Below are 15340 nucleotides of genomic sequence, written 5' to 3' on the forward strand. Positions count from 1 at the left end.
TTAAAAAACCGCTTGTTGCAAGTGGTTGACGATCACTTTTGGTCGGGGCAAAGTTAACACTTCTTCCCAGCTATACAGATTTAAACCCAAATCTTTACTGAGCATACGGAATGTGTCTTTCATCGTTACCTCAATGTGGTAAAAAGTGACCCACAGCTTTCTGTGTGTAAGAATATGCTGGACAGGCTCAAACTTTTGGTGAACGATGAGGTGAGGGTACTGAGAGAGGAAGTGTGTGATTTGCTCCTCCTGCAGGCCTTGCTCGTGGGTGATGTTATGAAACTCAAAAAGGCCGGTCCAAATACTTTCTGTTCGCTGTCTCATGAGCGTGGTCCCTTCATGTTCGAAGATTAGATAAGAGAAAAACACCTCTTTGGATTTTACTTTTTTGGTTTTGACAGGGAGCACTTGCTGCTTTTGGTGCTTGTAGGCATAGCACGAAAGCCTAAAAAGACAACTGACACAGTCAGGGCTCGGCTTGCATACAGTAGCTCCATACTCCATCATGGCCTGGTTGAAGGTGCCAGGATCAGATTGAGGAATCAGATCCTCGAGGATCTCCATGAAAAACTTACGGTTTTTTTGATCGGCAATGTCTGCTTCCACTCCGAAGTATCTGGAAACAAAGCGGAAGACATTTCCATCGATGACCGGGGTAGCTTCACCAAATGCCATGGAGGCAATGGCCGCCGCGGTGTATGGCCCCACTCCCTTCAGCTTCACCAGTTCGGCATAGGTGGAGGGGAAGATCCCGCCGAGCTCTGTATGGATCACTTGAGCAGTGGAGTGAAGATTACGAGCGCGGGAGTAGTAGCCCAGACCTTCCCAGGTTTTCATGACCGTTTGGCTGGGTGCCTCTGCCAGATCACCCACTGTTGGAAACAAAGAAACGAAACGATTGTAGTATGGAAGCCCCTGGTCTATGCGAGTTTGTTGAAGGATAATTTCGGATAGCCAAATTTTATACGGATCATTGCTCCTCCTCCAGGGGAGGTCTCGCTTAACTATTGAGTACCAACTAATTAGCGATTTGGTAAAACTGTGAGGAGTGTTGATAAAGTATTTGGTTTAAATATGGATTTTAGTTTTTTATTTACGGGGACCAAAATTAAATTTGACCGCTCAAAAATGATCGAAACATCAATTAAACGACAATTATAGTGACTAAAGCCGATGTTATAAACGAAATATCTGACAAAACAGGAATTGATAAAGCTGATGTTCAGGTAACAGTAGAAGCATTTTTCACCGTGGTGAAAAACTCTATGGCAGAAGGGGAAAATATATACGTAAGAGGCTTTGGGAGCTTTGTGAATAAGAAAAGGGCGAAGAAGATCGCCAGAAATATTTCCAAAAACACAGCCATCGTCATCGATGAGCATCATGTGCCCAGCTTCAAGCCTTCCAAGATTTTCACGGAGAAAATCAAGAGTAGCAAAAAGTTGAAATAACACTAAATGAACCGACAGCAAATATTTTTGATTGCGGCGGGGGTATTGGCTGTTGTTCTGATTTATCAACTTCCAAGAGTGGTGGTGGAAAATGAGACCGGGGTGGAAGTGAAGCCTCATGACTTTTCGATCTCCACTGAAGATCAAAGCCTGCTTATGTCTCTCAGACAGCAACTTAACGCTGTTTCAGAAATAAAAAAAAGTATTAACTTTGCGGACTCTTTGGCCAGGCTGTACCTGAAGTACCAGATGGTGGATAGTGCGGACAGTTATGCTGCACTCATCCTATCATTGGATACGGCTGGTACTTCCAGATTGAAAGCCGCCATGATTTATTATCAGGCGTTTCAGATGAGTACCGAACCCGATAAGGCAGTAGGTTTAGCTCAGAAGGCTCAGGAGATATTTGAAGAATTGCTGGTAGCAGACCCGCAAAACAGTACTTTGAAAAACAAACTGGCAATGACGCTGATGGTTACAGAAACGCCTATGGCGGGAGTGCAACTACTCAGGGAAGTGCTGGAACAAGAACCTGATAACCGGGAAACCATTCTTAATCTTGGTTTACTTGCGATCAGGTCTGGCCAGTTTGATCGGGCTAAGGAGCGATTTGAAAAGCTCCTGGAAATGGATTCTACAGATGATGAATCGCTGTTTTATTATGGTGTGGTACTGTCAGAGTCCGGAGACACGGAAGCAGCGAAAGCCGTTTTCGGAAAACTATTGAATAAAGCTGATGCAGATCCGGCCTTAAAAGCCACCGCATCTTCTTATATAGAAGAACTTTAGAATATTTAAGTAACTAAAAAATTAAAGATTATGCCTTGCGGTAAGAAAAGAAAAAGACATAAGATCGCTACTCACAAAAGGAAGAAGAGACTTAGAAAAAACAGACATAAGAAGAAGTAATTAGTACACATCTAAATTGAGTATATAGTGAGTAATGAACTAATCATCAACTCAACTCAAAATGGATGTCGAATTGCCCTTCTTAAGAACAAACAACTGGTTGAATTCCATCAGGAGTCTGATGGAAATAGGTTCAACGTTGGAGATATTTATCTGGGTACTGTAAAAAAGGTCGTTCAGGGACTCAATGCCGCATTTATCGACATTGGGTACGAAAAGGATGCTTTTTTACATTACCTTGATTTGGGCCCGCAGGTTCAGTCTCTCAATAAATTTACCAAGCTCGCACTCTCTAAAAATAGCATGAGTGCCAAATTGAGTGGGTTCAAACATGAGCCAGACATCAATAAGCTTGGTAAAATCAGCCAGGTTTTGACCAAGAACCAAAAAATATTGGTTCAGGTCGTAAAAGAACCTATATCCACAAAAGGGCCTCGACTTTCTTGCGAGTTGTCATTAGCCGGGAGATACCTGGTATTAGTACCGTTTTCAAATGCGGTAAATGTATCTAAACGTATAGGAGACGCCAACGAAAGGAAAAGATTGAGCAGACTAATAAGCTCAATAAAACCAGAGAACTTTGGCGTTATCATCAGAACAGTAGCGGAAGGGAAAGACGTAAAGGAGCTTGACAAAGACCTCAAAAACCTTCTTCAAATCTGGATCGACGGAGTAAAAAATCTCAAAACAGCCAACACTAGAGATAAGGTGATCGGTGAGATGAACCGCGCAAATTCAATTTTGCGGGATGTTCTCAACGAATCCTTTGATAGCATTGTGGTAGATGACAAAGAGCTTTACGAAGAAGTAAGGAGCTATGTCAATAAGATTGCTCCGGACAAAGAGAAAATCTTAAAGCTTTATCAAAACCGTGTAAAGGTTTTTGAGTCTTTCAACATTGAGAAGCAACTCAAAACCTCTTTCGGCAAATCTGTTAGCATTGCCAATGGCGGCTACCTGATCATAGAGCATACTGAGGCACTCCACGTCATTGATGTGAACAGTGGAAATAAGTCCAATCAGGAGGACAATCAGGAAACCACAGCGCTAAAAGTCAATCTCGAGGCGGCTTCAGAAGTGGCTCGTCAGCTCAGGCTGCGAGACATGGGTGGTATCATCGTGGTGGATTTCATCGATATGCGGAAGTCTGAGAATAGAAAGAAAGTCTATGATCGGATCAAGGAAGTGATGAAAGACGACCGCTCTAAGCACACAGTGCTTCCGTTGTCCAAGTTTGGTTTATTGCAGATCACCAGACAACGTGTGCGACCTGAGCTCAACATTGCGACCAGGGAAGTTTGCCCTACGTGCAATGGAACGGGTCAGATCACAGCAGCGATCTCCATTGCCGATCAGATAGAGAAAACACTGGATCACATCCTTACGGCTCAGAACGAGAAGAAGATCACCGTAAGTTTGCACCCATATATTCATGCCTACTTCACCAGGGGGATTTTCTCCAGAAGAGTGAAGTGGTTCCTGAGATACCTGAAGTGGGTGCATCTGATTGAGGATTCTTCACTGGCCCTCACCGAGTTCAGCGTGCTGAACAACAGGGGCGAAGCGATAGAGACTTAAAATTTAATTCCTAAATCAAACGAGACCAGGGTATTGCGGATGTATAATTCCTCCTGAAATCCCCAGGTTTCTGTTTTGATCACATTATTCAACCCTCTTTGGTAGGTCACACTGGCAAAGAGGGTTGTGTTTATACCGGCCCGGTATTCCACTCCTCCGCCAAAAAGTATCGTGGCATCAAATCCTTTGAATTCTTCTATCAAATCATAGTCTTCCTCTGTGGGCTCACTGAATACCTTAATTTCTGGAGCCATCCCCACCTGAAAGAAAACGCGTGTATCTGGCTGTACTTCATTGGTGAAAAGCTTAAGGCTCACCGGTATTTGAAGATAGTTTAGCCGGTAGGATTCATATGGTGACTTTTTAGTGTAGTTGGCAGTGGGCTGGTCGGGCTCCTCAGTCACCATAAAAGCCACTTGCTTGGGCACGAAAATCAGCCCCGTACTGAAGTAGTAGGTTTCCGTAAGTTCATGATCATAAATCAACCCCATGGAAAACTTAAACACAGAGCCATCTGGCTCTACATCATAAAGGCTGTCGATCAAAGAAATTCTATTAGAAGATACTGAAGGAGAAAACTTCAGGCCTAATTTTGACTGAGCGAAAGTGCTCATAGAAGTGAGGGTAAGGAGTATAACTATTAGGGTAATCTTTCTCATGCGGAGTACTTAAATGTCTAAATTTAACAGCTTAAAATTAAGGTGTATGCGCACAGTTATCATAACGATTCCTTTTCTTTTATTTTTCGCCTGCGGACCCGAGTGCAAAAACGAAAATGCCATTGCATCCACTCCGGTCAGTATAGAGGTAGAGCGGTTGGAGGCCGCATTTTTTAGTCAAGACTCTCCGGAGGGCATAGAGAATTTGCTGGAAGAATATCGCGAATTTTCTCGTCTCTTTCTTGATTCAGATCAGTATCCTACAGATTCTATTCTGGCGGCAAAGATTTTCAGGTTGATACAAAATCCATCCATTGATACCCTGTACAATGAAGCGGTCTCCGAATATTCAGATTTCGACCCGATCAGGGAAGATCTGGAAATGGCCATTGGAAAAATGACCACACTGTTTCCTGAAACACGCGTGCCCAAAATTCAGACAACTGTTTCAGGCCTTTATAAGGACCTGTTCATTTCTGACTCACTTATCCTCATTGGACTGGATTTTTTCATAGGGCCCAAGGCCACTTATAAGCCGCTGGAAATACCCGGCTATGTACTTAAGAGGTATAACAAAGAACATCTTGCCAGCATAATTGTGAAATTTCTGGCTGGTAATCAGGTGTACAAGGGGAAGAGCTCAAGCCTGCTTTCAGAAATGGTGGATTTCGGAAAGACCTATTATCTGGCCAGCAGCCTGGTGCCGTGTACCCAGGACTCTGTCTGGTTGGGGTATACCTCCAGAGATATGGAAGTGATTGATGAAAATGAGGCGGTGATTTGGGCCAACCTATTGGAGAACGAAGTGCTCTATGAGACTAACCACATCACCAAAAGACGCTTTCTCGGAGAGCGACCCAATGTTTACGAAATCAGCCAGGAGTGTCCCGGAAGGATAGGCGCCTGGGTAGGCTGGAGAATAGTGGAGAGCTACATGAAAAACAATGAGGTGAGCATAGAAGCCTTGCTGGCGGACACGGATAATGAAAAAATCTTCAGGCTGTCAGGATATAAACCTCAGAGTCGCTGACACTCAGGTGTTTTTGGTTGGTTAGAATTTTGCCCAGTTTTTGAACCTGCAGCTCCTTGCTATAATACTTCTCGGCAAGGGCACGGGCATTCTTTTGATACTGATAAAGCATCTCCGGTTCTTTGAGAAAAACGGAGAGTTTTCTTGCCAGCTCTGTTGGATCCAGAGGGTCGTGGTAGAAACCGCATTTTTGTTCTTCAACGATCTGTCTGATCCAGCCCCCAAAATTGATCATGATGAGCTTACCTGCAGCAAGGCCATCGAAGAACTTGTTGGGGCTTCCCGTATTGAGGATCTCCAGGTTTTTGAAAGAGACATATACGGCATCCTGGCTTTCCAGAAGATGTTTTACCGCATCGGCAGAGCCAAAAGGATGCAGTATCAGGTTGTCTAATTGCCGACTCAGGCTTTTTATTTTTTTCAGATGAGCACCATCTCCCATCAGGTTAAATACCACTGGCAGTTTTTGCTCCTGGCACACCCTGGCAGCATCTAACAGGTAGTCCAGATGGTTGGCCGCTCCGAACGTGCCTATGTAACCAACCTTAAGGGGGTTTTCAGCAGAGAATCGCTGAATTTTGTGATGTGCTTCAAAAAAAGAGACATCTGCAAAGTTGGGAACAACATGTACCTTGGTTTCTGGCGAGTTGGCTTCTATGTAATTTCTAATCGCCGGGGAGAGGGCAATGACCTTTTGTGCTTCGAAGTAGCATTTTTTTTCAAACCGATAAAGCAGGTTTTTCAACAACCCGTTTCTGATGGCTCCCATTTTAATAGGAGCTTCGGGCCATAGATCACCCACTTCAAAATAGTAAGGGAGGTTATATCGTTCTTTCAGATGAAGGGCAATTAGCCCGGTGGTAAGTGGAGTGGTCATTACATAGGCCAGATCAAATTTGGTTTTCAGGCTGGCGATTTTTCTTTTGGCCAGTACCACATAGCGGAGATAAGACCAAATGCGCCGCATGAAGCCAAACCGATTGGCGTAAGGTACTTGTAGGTAGTGAACCTGGAGTCCGTCTATCTGATGAAGCCCTGACAAAACATCATGGGTAGTGACCATGGTCACTTCATGCCCCTGATCCACCAAACCCTTTGCCAAATGGTAGGGCCGTACACATCCACCTTCGGCGGGTGTTTTGAAATACTGATGGATGTACAGAATCTTCATTTCTTACATAAAGATGAAAATAGAATTTTAGGTTTAATAATTTCGTTAATGATTTTCGACGTATTCATAGAATTATCCCGATTTTGAGGTATCTCATCACTTTTCTTTTGGCTGCCCTTGTGCATGGGCTCTATTCACAGAGCCCGGAAGCCCGTGACGTCTATGAAACGGCCCGGCACTCCACGGTGCCACAGTATTCATTTGATGGCAGGTATGAGTATTTGGTGTTGCCCTCCAGTTTTTCAAAAGATGATATCAGGAAGCTACCTTTCACAGATCGTCGAATATTGAAGATAGACCTGGTGTATACCACTTTTCGCGAGTCGAGTGAGTTTGATCAAAAACAACTTGACCTTGCCCGGCTGGATAAACTCATCGAGATCAATCCACAGATAGTGGTCAATAAGTTTTTTGAATGGAACATCATTGGCCAGGCCGGATGTGCTTCTTCTGCTTCATGTCTCGATTTTTTTCATGGCTTTGTGGTCTACTATGAAGATTATTTCACCAAAGAGACCTCCCTGGCAGAGATTGATAGTGTCAGGTCAGACCTGATGGCTTTGGATCAGCGCATAGGGGAGCTCCGAAAACTGCTCAAAATAGACTATCAGCGGATCGATTGTGAATATCCAGAGTCGGTCTACTCTCCGGAATACCTCGGGGAGCAGCTGGAGAAAATCTATGACTGTGCGGAGACCTACAAAGGGAGGGTTTTTTTTGAGGTAGAGCTAGACTATAACGGGCGTCCGCAGGAGGTGACCGTGAGTGGAAACTTGTTTCCTTGTAAGGAGCGGCTGGCATTCGCCCTGAAATACATTTTGAAATGGAAGCGCGGGTTGGTGATCGGGAGAAGACAGTATAATGTGCGTGCTAAGGGCTATGTGAGCTTTCCCATCAAAAAGGAAAGTGTCAACATTACCAGTTTTGAAATTTCAAAAGACCTGATCGATAAATACAAAATGCTGCAGCAGTATGCTCAGTGCGTGGCTTATGAAACCGACACCAGCTATGTGGATATCCTTCCTAAAGTGGATCAGAAAGTCGTTTCAAAGGCGCTGTTCAGAAATCACTGGAGTCCTGATCTGGTGATCGTGGATGTGACCGGTAGCATGTATCCTTACACGGCTGACTTGCTGAAGTGGATCAAGCTCTCATCACTCCAAAAGGAGACGGACTTTGTTTTTTTCAATGATGGTAATGATTTGCCGACCAATCAGAAAGTGATAGGGAAAACCGGTGGGCTCTATCACGTGAAAACTAGCGATTTTGGTGTGGCCAAAGAGAAAATGTTTGAGGCCATGCGTGGAGGAGGAGGTGGTGACCTCCCTGAAAATAATTTTGAGGCGTTGGTATACGGGGAAAAAGTAGCCAAACCCGGCGGTGAGGTGGTCATGATTGCGGACAATTATTCTTTTCCGAGAGATGCTCAGTTGTTGGCCAGATACACAGGCCACCTGAAAATCATATTGTGCCATACGGAGAAAGGCATAAATACCCAGTACCTTGATCTCGCCAGAAAATATGGGTTTACCCTTCACACCCTCCAAACAGATATTGTGGACCTGCAAAAGGACCTGCTAAGAATAGAAGGGGTTAGCTACAAGCGGGAGCCTGCAGGCTTCGTGCGGATCAGGTGATTTGTACTCGTGCGTTGGCTTCATGCTAAATTTCTACAGAATTGGACAGTTAATTTACTTTCATGAAAATCCTCATTATAGAAGATGAAAAGGAGTTGGCTCAGGACATTAAAAGTTACTTGTCCAATGAAAGCTACCTATGCGAGCAGGCTTCAACTTTTCAAGAGGCAACAGAAAAGATACATGCCTATAGCTATGATTGTATCTTGCTAGACCTTATGCTCCCGGGAGGTGACGGGTTAAAAATTCTCGAAAACCTCAAATCAGCGAATAAGCAAGAAGGGATCATTATTATTTCGGCCAAAAACGCTCTGGAAGACAAAGTTAATGGGCTGCAAATGGGTGCGGACGATTACTTAGCCAAGCCCTTTCATCATTCCGAGCTGGCGGCAAGGGTCTATTCTGTTATTCGCCGTAAGCAATTTGACAATGCCAATGTGATCGAGCAAAATGAACTTCAGGTCAATTTGCTTTCCAGAGATGTGAGAATCAAAGGGCAACTCGTGACTTTGACAAAAAAAGAGTTTGGGTTGTTACTGCTTTTTTTGGGAAACAAAAACCGGGTAATATCCAAAGGTGCCTTGGCCGAGCACCTTTCTGGAGATTTGGCTGATATGTTCGACAATCACGATTTTGTCTATGCGCATGTGAAGAATTTGAAGAAGAAACTTTTTGAAGCCGGATGTTCAAATTACTTGCAGACCATTTATGGTACCGGATATAAGTGGGAGGCATGACGAAACTACTAAATAGGCCCTTTAGAGCGTTTACCGTTTACGCATTGCTGGTTTTGGTGCTGAGTGTGCCAGTATATTATCTGGTTGTAGATCATATCTGGCTGACAGAACTAGATGAACACAATCACATTGTAAAAACAAGAATCGAAGAACGGCTAGCTGATCGTGCGTTTAGCAATAAAGAGTTGAACGATATCATAGAACTTTGGGCTGTTTTGCAGCCAGGCACTCAGTTGAAAAGGGCTGTGAATGTTCGCCCAGATAGTCTTTATACCATTTCGAGAGAAGGTTTCGAACAGGGGCTGTTGGAGACGGACCGCTTCCGAGGGCTGTCTTCATTTATTTACATTAATGGAGAACCCTATCATTTGGTTGTGGAGACCAATGTGGAGGAAGCCGACGAAACCCTTTTGGCCATTGCCCTGGTTACTTTTCTCTTTTTTGCGTTGCTCATCTGCGGATTTATCCTGCTCAATAGACGGATTGCAGGAAGTATCTGGCGACCCTTTTGGGAAACCCTGGAAGAGCTGAAGCGTTTCGATCTGAACTCTCAGCAAGAAGTGAACTTCCCCAAAACGAACATCGAGGAGTTTGAGGATCTGAATGCAGAACTTACCCGCTTGATTGATAAAAGTACGGCTGTCTTTAACCAGCAGAAGGCCTTCTTGGAAAATGCCTCTCACGAACTCCAAACCCCGCTGGCGGTGCTGAGATCAAAAGTAAATATGCTCTTGCAAACCCCGGAATTAACGGCCGAACAGTCACAATTGGTGAATGCCATTGAAATCCCCCTTTCCAGAGTTTCCAGGATCAATAAGAATTTACTGTTGCTGGCCAAGATTGAAAATAAACAGTTTGAAACCAATGAATGGATTGATCTCGGGGCTCTGGTTGTTGAGAGCATTGAGTTGCTCCGGGATTATATCAGTGACAAAAAACTGACACTGGAACGGACCAGGTTTGATCATCTTGTGCTCAACTGCAACGTCACCCTGGTGGAGGTGTTGTTGAACAATTTGTTGATCAATGCCATTGCCCACAGTGAGGAGAACGGACAGATTATGATAAAGCTAGATGGTCAAACACTAACCATCCAAAACACCGGACAGGTTCCACTCAACAGTCAGATGATTTTCAAAAGGTTTGTGGTGGCTTCTTCTGAAAAGACTAGTAGTGGATTGGGCCTCGCCATTGTCAAGGAAGTTTGCAGCAGGTATGGATGGACGATTCATTATTCTTTTGTTGAGCAAAGGCATTCTTTTGCTGTCACCTTCTGAAAATTCCAAATTTTTTCTAATTCCGGTTACACCTTTGAAATGAATTAAATTATTCATCTCTAAAAATAATCTTATGAAAGCGTTACAATTATCTTTTTTGGCCTTGGTGCTTGTTGGCTTTGTAGCCTGTGCACAGGATGCGAAAAATGTTCCGGCCGAGGTTCAATCTGCGTTTGAATCAAAATTCCCTGCTGCCAAAAATGTGAAGTGGGAGAAAGAAAATGAAACCGAATGGGAGGCCGAGTTTAAAAAAGGGGGCAAAGAATATTCTGCAAATTTTTTGACGGATGGATCCTGGGTAGAAACCGAATATGAACTCAAGAAGTCAGAAATTCCTTCTCTTGTCCAGAAAACCCTTGATGAGGAGTTTGCGGGATATGAAGTAGAAGAAGCTGAGGTGTCAGAAACCAACAATGGAAAGGTCTATGAATTTGAATTGGAAGGTGAAGATTCAGAGTTAGAGGTCACCATTGACACCAATGGCAAAGTAATCAACAAGGTATCAGAGGAACTAGAAGATGGTGAAGATTGAGAAAGTTAATTTTTCAGACAAGCACATTCAGAATCACGGGACGAAAGCATTGCTTTCGTTCCTAATGTTTATTTTCATCCTGAATGCACAAGCTCAGGTCAACCAGGTGACGATTTCAGGTAGAATTACCGATCAGGCTAGTGGGGTGGCTCTTCCTTTTGCCAATGCTATTTTGAAAAACGAAAGGGACAGCACTTTTGTGACAGGAACAGTCTCTGATGATGAGGGCCGCTTTACTTTCTCTGGAGTAACCCCGGGCAAATACGTTTTCGAAATTTCAATGGTTGGCTACTTGCCGTCTAAGATGCCTCTATTTGTTGGAAGCCTCAGTGAGTTTCTGGACTTGTCCACCATCTGGATAAGGGAGAATGTGCAAACATTAAATGCAGTGGTGGTAACAGGTAAGCAGGATGAGGTCAGCTCCAGGATGGAAAAGAAGACCTTCTCATTAACAGAAAATATTGCTCAAAGTGGGGGATCTGTGCTACAGGCTATGCAAAACCTCCCCGGAGTGACCGTGCAGGATGGCAAAGTGCAGCTTCGTGGCAATGATCGCGTTACCGTGCTAATAGACGGTAAGCAAACAGCCCTGACAGGCTTTGGGAGCCAGACAGGGCTAGATAATATCCCTGCTTCTGCTATTGAAAAGATTGAAATCATCAACAATCCATCTGCTAAATATGATGCCAATGGCAATGCCGGGATCATTAATATCATCTACAAGAAGAATCGGGAAAGGGGCTTCAATGGCAAAGCGGGTCTTTCCTCTGGCTTGGGTGCCCTATGGGTCAGAAAAGAAAACCTACCAACCATCAGACCACAGTATCAGCTTACTCCAAAAGTGAACCCATCACTGTCTCTGAATTACAAAAGGAAGGACATCAATTTTTTCTTTCAGGGAGATTACCTCTTCACACAAACACTCAACAAAAATGAATTTGTGACGAGGAGGTATGATGACGGCACTATTATTAACCAACAAACCAAAAGAAACCGCAATACTCATTTTGTTACCACCAAAGCCGGAGTAGACTGGAATATCAATGATCATAATACCCTGACGGTCTCAGGGATGTTTGGAAGTGAGAAAATTCTGGATCGAGGTGACGAGCCGTTTTTCAATAGTGATTACACAGAAAGGTACAGGCTATGGCAGTTTTTGGAAGACGAATTGAAAACCACCGTCATAGCTTCAGGTGGTTACCTGCACAAATTCTCAGAACCTGGTCACATTCTAGATGTTGGTTTTAACTATACCTTTCATAGGGAGAATGAGAAGTATTTCTTCGATAACATTACGCCAGATTACACGGGAAAGGATGCATTTAAGCTGCTGTCGGACGAACAAGTCGCCGACCTGACGGTCGACTATATTAAACCTTTGAAATATGGTAGACTGGAAGGGGGGCTGAAGCTGCGTCGAAGAACCATACCTACCAACATGCTTTTTATTCCTGGAGAAAACTCGCCATTGGACACCACTGCAGGGGGCTGGGCTACTTACAAGGAGACGATCCCGGCAGTCTATGGAAATTATGTAGTGGAAAATGACAAATATGAAGCCGAAATTGGGATTAGGTTGGAGTACGTTGGTTTACAGTACAATGTAAATCCCGAGCACAGCACCTATAAGAGCAATGGGTATAACTATACCCAGCCGTTTCCAAATATGAGGCTGGCCTACAAAATTAATGAGTTGAATAAACTTTCTTTGTTTTACAACAGGCGCGTGGACCGACCAAACGAAGTAGATATTCGGATTTTCCCAAAGTATGATGATGCCGAAATCATCAAGGTTGGAAATCCGGCATTACGTCCTCAGTTCACTACTTCCTTTGAACTTGGTTATAAGTCTGGTTGGCAGAGCGGATATCTCTATACTGCATTGTACCAGCGTTTTGCTGAGGGGACGATCACACGAATTGCCAGCACAATCCCAGAGAGTAATCTGATCTACGCCATATTCCAAAATGCCAATAAAAGTTACCAGACAGGAGGAGAATTAGTGTTTGCTCAGGACATCAGCAAAAAGTACTCCTTAACCTTTAACCTCAATACTTACCGGAAACAGATCGATGCGTTCGCGGTGGTAAATGAATACCCGGAAACCAATACGTTTTCTGCGGAAAGGCAGGAAATATGGTCTGGAAACGCCAAGTTGAATAATGTATTTCATCTGGGTGGAAACCTTGACATTCAGATAACGGCAGTTTATCTGGCACCCGATATTATTCCTCAAGGAAAAACGAATGCACGATTCTCATTAGATGGAGGAGTCAAAAAACTGATCCAAAAAGGCAAAGGGGAAGTAGTGGTGAATGCCACCGATCTACTGAATACACTGGTAATAAGGAAGGAAATACAAGGCAGTGGCTTTAGCTATACCAGTACAGACTATTACGAAACGCAGGCAGTACGTCTGGGCTACAGCTACAAGTTCTAACCTAAACTAAAAAAGTATTCCCGACGAGAATCTGTCGGGAATACTTAATGAACCACTTATAAGAAATCTTGAAATTAGAAAGAATATCCTCGCCTCAGCGCTGTTCGGATTTGCTCCATTCCGCGTCTTTTCTGCAAATCTAAAATTTGCTCTTCGATCAGCGCATGTGAGAGATATTTGATGAGCGAGCTCTTTTGGTCTAGGGGTAAGTGCTTCGCTTCTTGTATCAATGTGTCTAATGCTGTCATAGACTTTTGCTGTTTGGTTAAACAACAGTATATAATGGATCTGTTATACAATAGTATTATTCGGAGAAACCAGCCAATTCTTCGACGAGTCTGGGCAAATGATGCCTGAAGCGGCTATTTTCTTCTTTCAGCGATCCGTTATGGTCAAACTATGTTGGGTTGGATTTCTTTCTCCCAGTACTTACAAAAGTGAGTGATTTTGCATTCCTCGCACTTGGGCTTACGTGCCAGGCAGACATATCGTCCGTGTAGAATCAACCAGTGGTGGGCTTTATGTACATATTCGTTGGGTATATGCCTGACCAGCTGCTTCTCTACTTCCAGTGGAGTCTTTGCCGTTTGAGTAACCAGTCCCAGGCGTTTCGAAACGCGAAATACATGAGTGTCTACCGCCATGGCTGGCTGGTTGTAAAGCACCGACACCACGACATTGGCGGTTTTCCGCCCAACACCGGGCAGTTTTTGAAGATCTTCGTGTCTGTGTGGCACTTCTCCCCCAAAGTCCTCCATGATCATCTTACTGAGCCCCATGAGGTGCTTGCTTTTGTTATTTGGATAAGACACACTTCTGATGAGCTCAAAGATTTCGTCAAAAGTGCCAGCGGCCATGTGCTCCGGCGTGGGAAATGCTTTGAATAGGGCGGGAGTTACTTTATTGATTCGCACGTCCGTGCACTGCGCACTCAGTACTACAGCCACCACCAATTCGAAAGGGCTGTTGTAGTTGAGCTCTGTTTGAGGCTCGGGAAATGCTTCCTTGAAGTATGATACAAACGCTTCGAAGCGCTCCTTTTTGGTCATGTTTGATTTTAAAGTTCGGGCAAGTCAAAAACCGAACCTAAAACTATACAGACTGTTTGTGATATCCCTTAGAGAAATTAAGGATTTTATCAACGGAGCTTTTCGAAGGAGAGAAAGACACCTTACCAAGATCTTTCTTTACTGCCTGCAACTTGTCCAGTTCGGAGCGCAAGTGGCTGTCAGTCAAAAGTGCTTTTTCAAGCACCTCTCGTTCGTTTTCATTGAGTTCGTCATAAAGAAACCTTACCAGGTCATTTTCTGTAAAAGTTTTGATCATAGGCAATATTTGTATGTTGTAGCTTTTTCCTCAAATTGATTAAAGCATACCTCATTCTGCCTAGAGCGGTATTGATGCTCACGCCGGTGGTATCGGCGATTTCCTGAAAACTCATTTGCATATAATGCCTCATCACCAATACCTCCTTCTGAGCGTCAGGGAGCTCCTGTATATACTGCTTTAGCAGATTGTAAGTATCTCGTTTAATATGTTCGTCCTCGATTGATGCCTCAGAAAAATCCAGCGTATTGAACACATTGCTACCATCCTCCATCACGATTTCAGGATTGCGCTTGGCTTTTCTGAAATGATCAATCGCGAGATTGTGAGCAATGCGCAACATCCACGGAAGAAACTTTCCCTCCTCGTTGTATTTGCCAGCTTTGATCGTCTTGATCGCTTTGATAAAAGCATCCTGCATCAGGTCTTCTGCCTGATAGCGATCTTTTACAATCAAATAAATAGTGGTAAACACCCTGTCCTTGTGTCGTTCGAGTAAAACTGCAAACGCCTCTTCGTTACCGTTTTTGTACTGAGACAGCAATTGGCCGTCGGTCAATTTAGTCTTGTGCATTAAGTCACCTGTTTAG

The 15340-nt window shown here is 43.9% G+C and carries 15 protein-coding genes; 9 read left to right on the forward strand and 6 right to left on the reverse strand.

Annotated elements, in window-relative coordinates:
• Positions 1-1056, reverse strand: coding sequence for an A/G-specific adenine glycosylase (gene mutY, locus ACHKAR_RS10360; protein WP_395417468.1), 1056 nt, complete (start codon positions 1054-1056; stop codon positions 1-3).
• 104 nt (positions 1057-1160) lie between these two features.
• Between mutY and ACHKAR_RS10365 the strand changes: the two genes are divergently transcribed.
• The 3 genes from ACHKAR_RS10365 to ACHKAR_RS10375 all read left to right on the forward strand — a co-directional run bounded on the left by ACHKAR_RS10365 (position 1161) and on the right by ACHKAR_RS10375 (position 3938).
• The gene (locus ACHKAR_RS10365) at positions 1161-1451 is read left to right on the forward strand and encodes an HU family DNA-binding protein (RefSeq protein WP_159582498.1); all 291 of its coding nucleotides are present in this window, start codon (positions 1161-1163) and stop codon (positions 1449-1451) included.
• A 6-nt stretch (positions 1452-1457) separates the two neighbouring features.
• Positions 1458-2240: a tetratricopeptide repeat protein gene (locus tag ACHKAR_RS10370; protein ID WP_159582499.1), complete on the forward strand. Its 783-nt coding sequence runs from the start codon at positions 1458-1460 to the stop codon at positions 2238-2240.
• Between the two features lie 147 nt (positions 2241-2387).
• A complete protein-coding gene (locus ACHKAR_RS10375; protein ID WP_395417367.1) occupies positions 2388-3938 on the forward strand; it encodes an Rne/Rng family ribonuclease in 1551 nt (516 codons plus the stop codon).
• Here the strand turns inward: ACHKAR_RS10375 and ACHKAR_RS10380 are convergent.
• On the reverse strand, positions 3935-4597 hold the full coding sequence (locus ACHKAR_RS10380; RefSeq protein ID WP_159582501.1) for an outer membrane beta-barrel protein: 663 nt from the start codon (positions 4595-4597) through the stop codon (positions 3935-3937). The genes ACHKAR_RS10375 and ACHKAR_RS10380 overlap by 4 nt on opposite strands.
• Positions 4598-4643: 46 nt before the next feature.
• On the opposite strand from ACHKAR_RS10380, the gene gldB reads away from it, so the two are divergent.
• Positions 4644-5627 (forward strand): gliding motility lipoprotein GldB, encoded by a 984-nt coding sequence (gene gldB, locus ACHKAR_RS10385; RefSeq protein ID WP_395417368.1) that lies wholly within the window; start codon positions 4644-4646, stop codon positions 5625-5627.
• Here gldB and ACHKAR_RS10390 read toward each other — a convergent pair.
• Positions 5593-6798 (reverse strand): glycosyltransferase family 4 protein, encoded by a 1206-nt coding sequence (locus ACHKAR_RS10390; RefSeq protein WP_395417369.1) that lies wholly within the window; start codon positions 6796-6798, stop codon positions 5593-5595. The genes gldB and ACHKAR_RS10390 overlap by 35 nt on opposite strands.
• A gap of 83 nt (positions 6799-6881) precedes the next feature.
• Between ACHKAR_RS10390 and ACHKAR_RS10395 the strand changes: the two genes are divergently transcribed.
• The 5 genes from ACHKAR_RS10395 to ACHKAR_RS10415 all read left to right on the forward strand — a co-directional run bounded on the left by ACHKAR_RS10395 (position 6882) and on the right by ACHKAR_RS10415 (position 13424).
• Complete coding sequence (locus ACHKAR_RS10395; RefSeq protein WP_395417370.1) at positions 6882-8435, forward strand: hypothetical protein; 1554 nt, start codon at positions 6882-6884, stop codon at positions 8433-8435.
• 62 nt (positions 8436-8497) lie between these two features.
• The gene (locus ACHKAR_RS10400) at positions 8498-9172 is read left to right on the forward strand and encodes a response regulator transcription factor (RefSeq protein WP_395417371.1); all 675 of its coding nucleotides are present in this window, start codon (positions 8498-8500) and stop codon (positions 9170-9172) included.
• Positions 9169-10449, forward strand: coding sequence for a sensor histidine kinase (locus ACHKAR_RS10405; RefSeq protein ID WP_395417372.1), 1281 nt, complete (start codon positions 9169-9171; stop codon positions 10447-10449). Before ACHKAR_RS10400 ends, ACHKAR_RS10405 begins: the two co-directional genes overlap by 4 nt.
• 73 nt (positions 10450-10522) lie before the next feature.
• Positions 10523-10981 carry a PepSY-like domain-containing protein gene (locus tag ACHKAR_RS10410; RefSeq protein ID WP_395417373.1) on the forward strand — a complete coding sequence of 153 codons (459 nt, stop codon included), beginning with the start codon at positions 10523-10525 and terminating at the stop codon, positions 10979-10981.
• Positions 10968-13424 carry an outer membrane beta-barrel protein gene (locus ACHKAR_RS10415; RefSeq protein WP_395417374.1) on the forward strand — a complete coding sequence of 819 codons (2457 nt, stop codon included), beginning with the start codon at positions 10968-10970 and terminating at the stop codon, positions 13422-13424. The genes ACHKAR_RS10410 and ACHKAR_RS10415 overlap by 14 nt, the downstream gene beginning before the upstream one ends.
• Positions 13425-13816: 392 nt before the next feature.
• Here the strand turns inward: ACHKAR_RS10415 and nth are convergent, their stop codons facing one another.
• The 3 genes from nth to ACHKAR_RS10430 are packed head-to-tail and all read right to left on the reverse strand — an operon-like array spanning position 13817 to position 15324.
• Positions 13817-14473, reverse strand: a complete 657-nt coding sequence (nth, locus tag ACHKAR_RS10420; protein ID WP_395417375.1) for an endonuclease III — start codon at positions 14471-14473, stop codon at positions 13817-13819.
• Positions 14474-14516: 43 nt separating this feature from the next.
• Positions 14517-14750 (reverse strand): anti-sigma factor, encoded by a 234-nt coding sequence (locus tag ACHKAR_RS10425; RefSeq protein ID WP_159582507.1) that lies wholly within the window; start codon positions 14748-14750, stop codon positions 14517-14519.
• Positions 14725-15324 (reverse strand): RNA polymerase sigma factor, encoded by a 600-nt coding sequence (locus tag ACHKAR_RS10430; protein WP_159582508.1) that lies wholly within the window; start codon positions 15322-15324, stop codon positions 14725-14727. The genes ACHKAR_RS10425 and ACHKAR_RS10430 overlap by 26 nt, the downstream gene beginning before the upstream one ends.
• Positions 15325-15340 lie beyond the last annotated feature (16 nt).

Source organism: Marinoscillum luteum, assembly GCF_044005705.1.
Lineage (GTDB): Bacteria > Bacteroidota > Bacteroidia > Cytophagales > Cyclobacteriaceae > Marinoscillum > Marinoscillum luteum.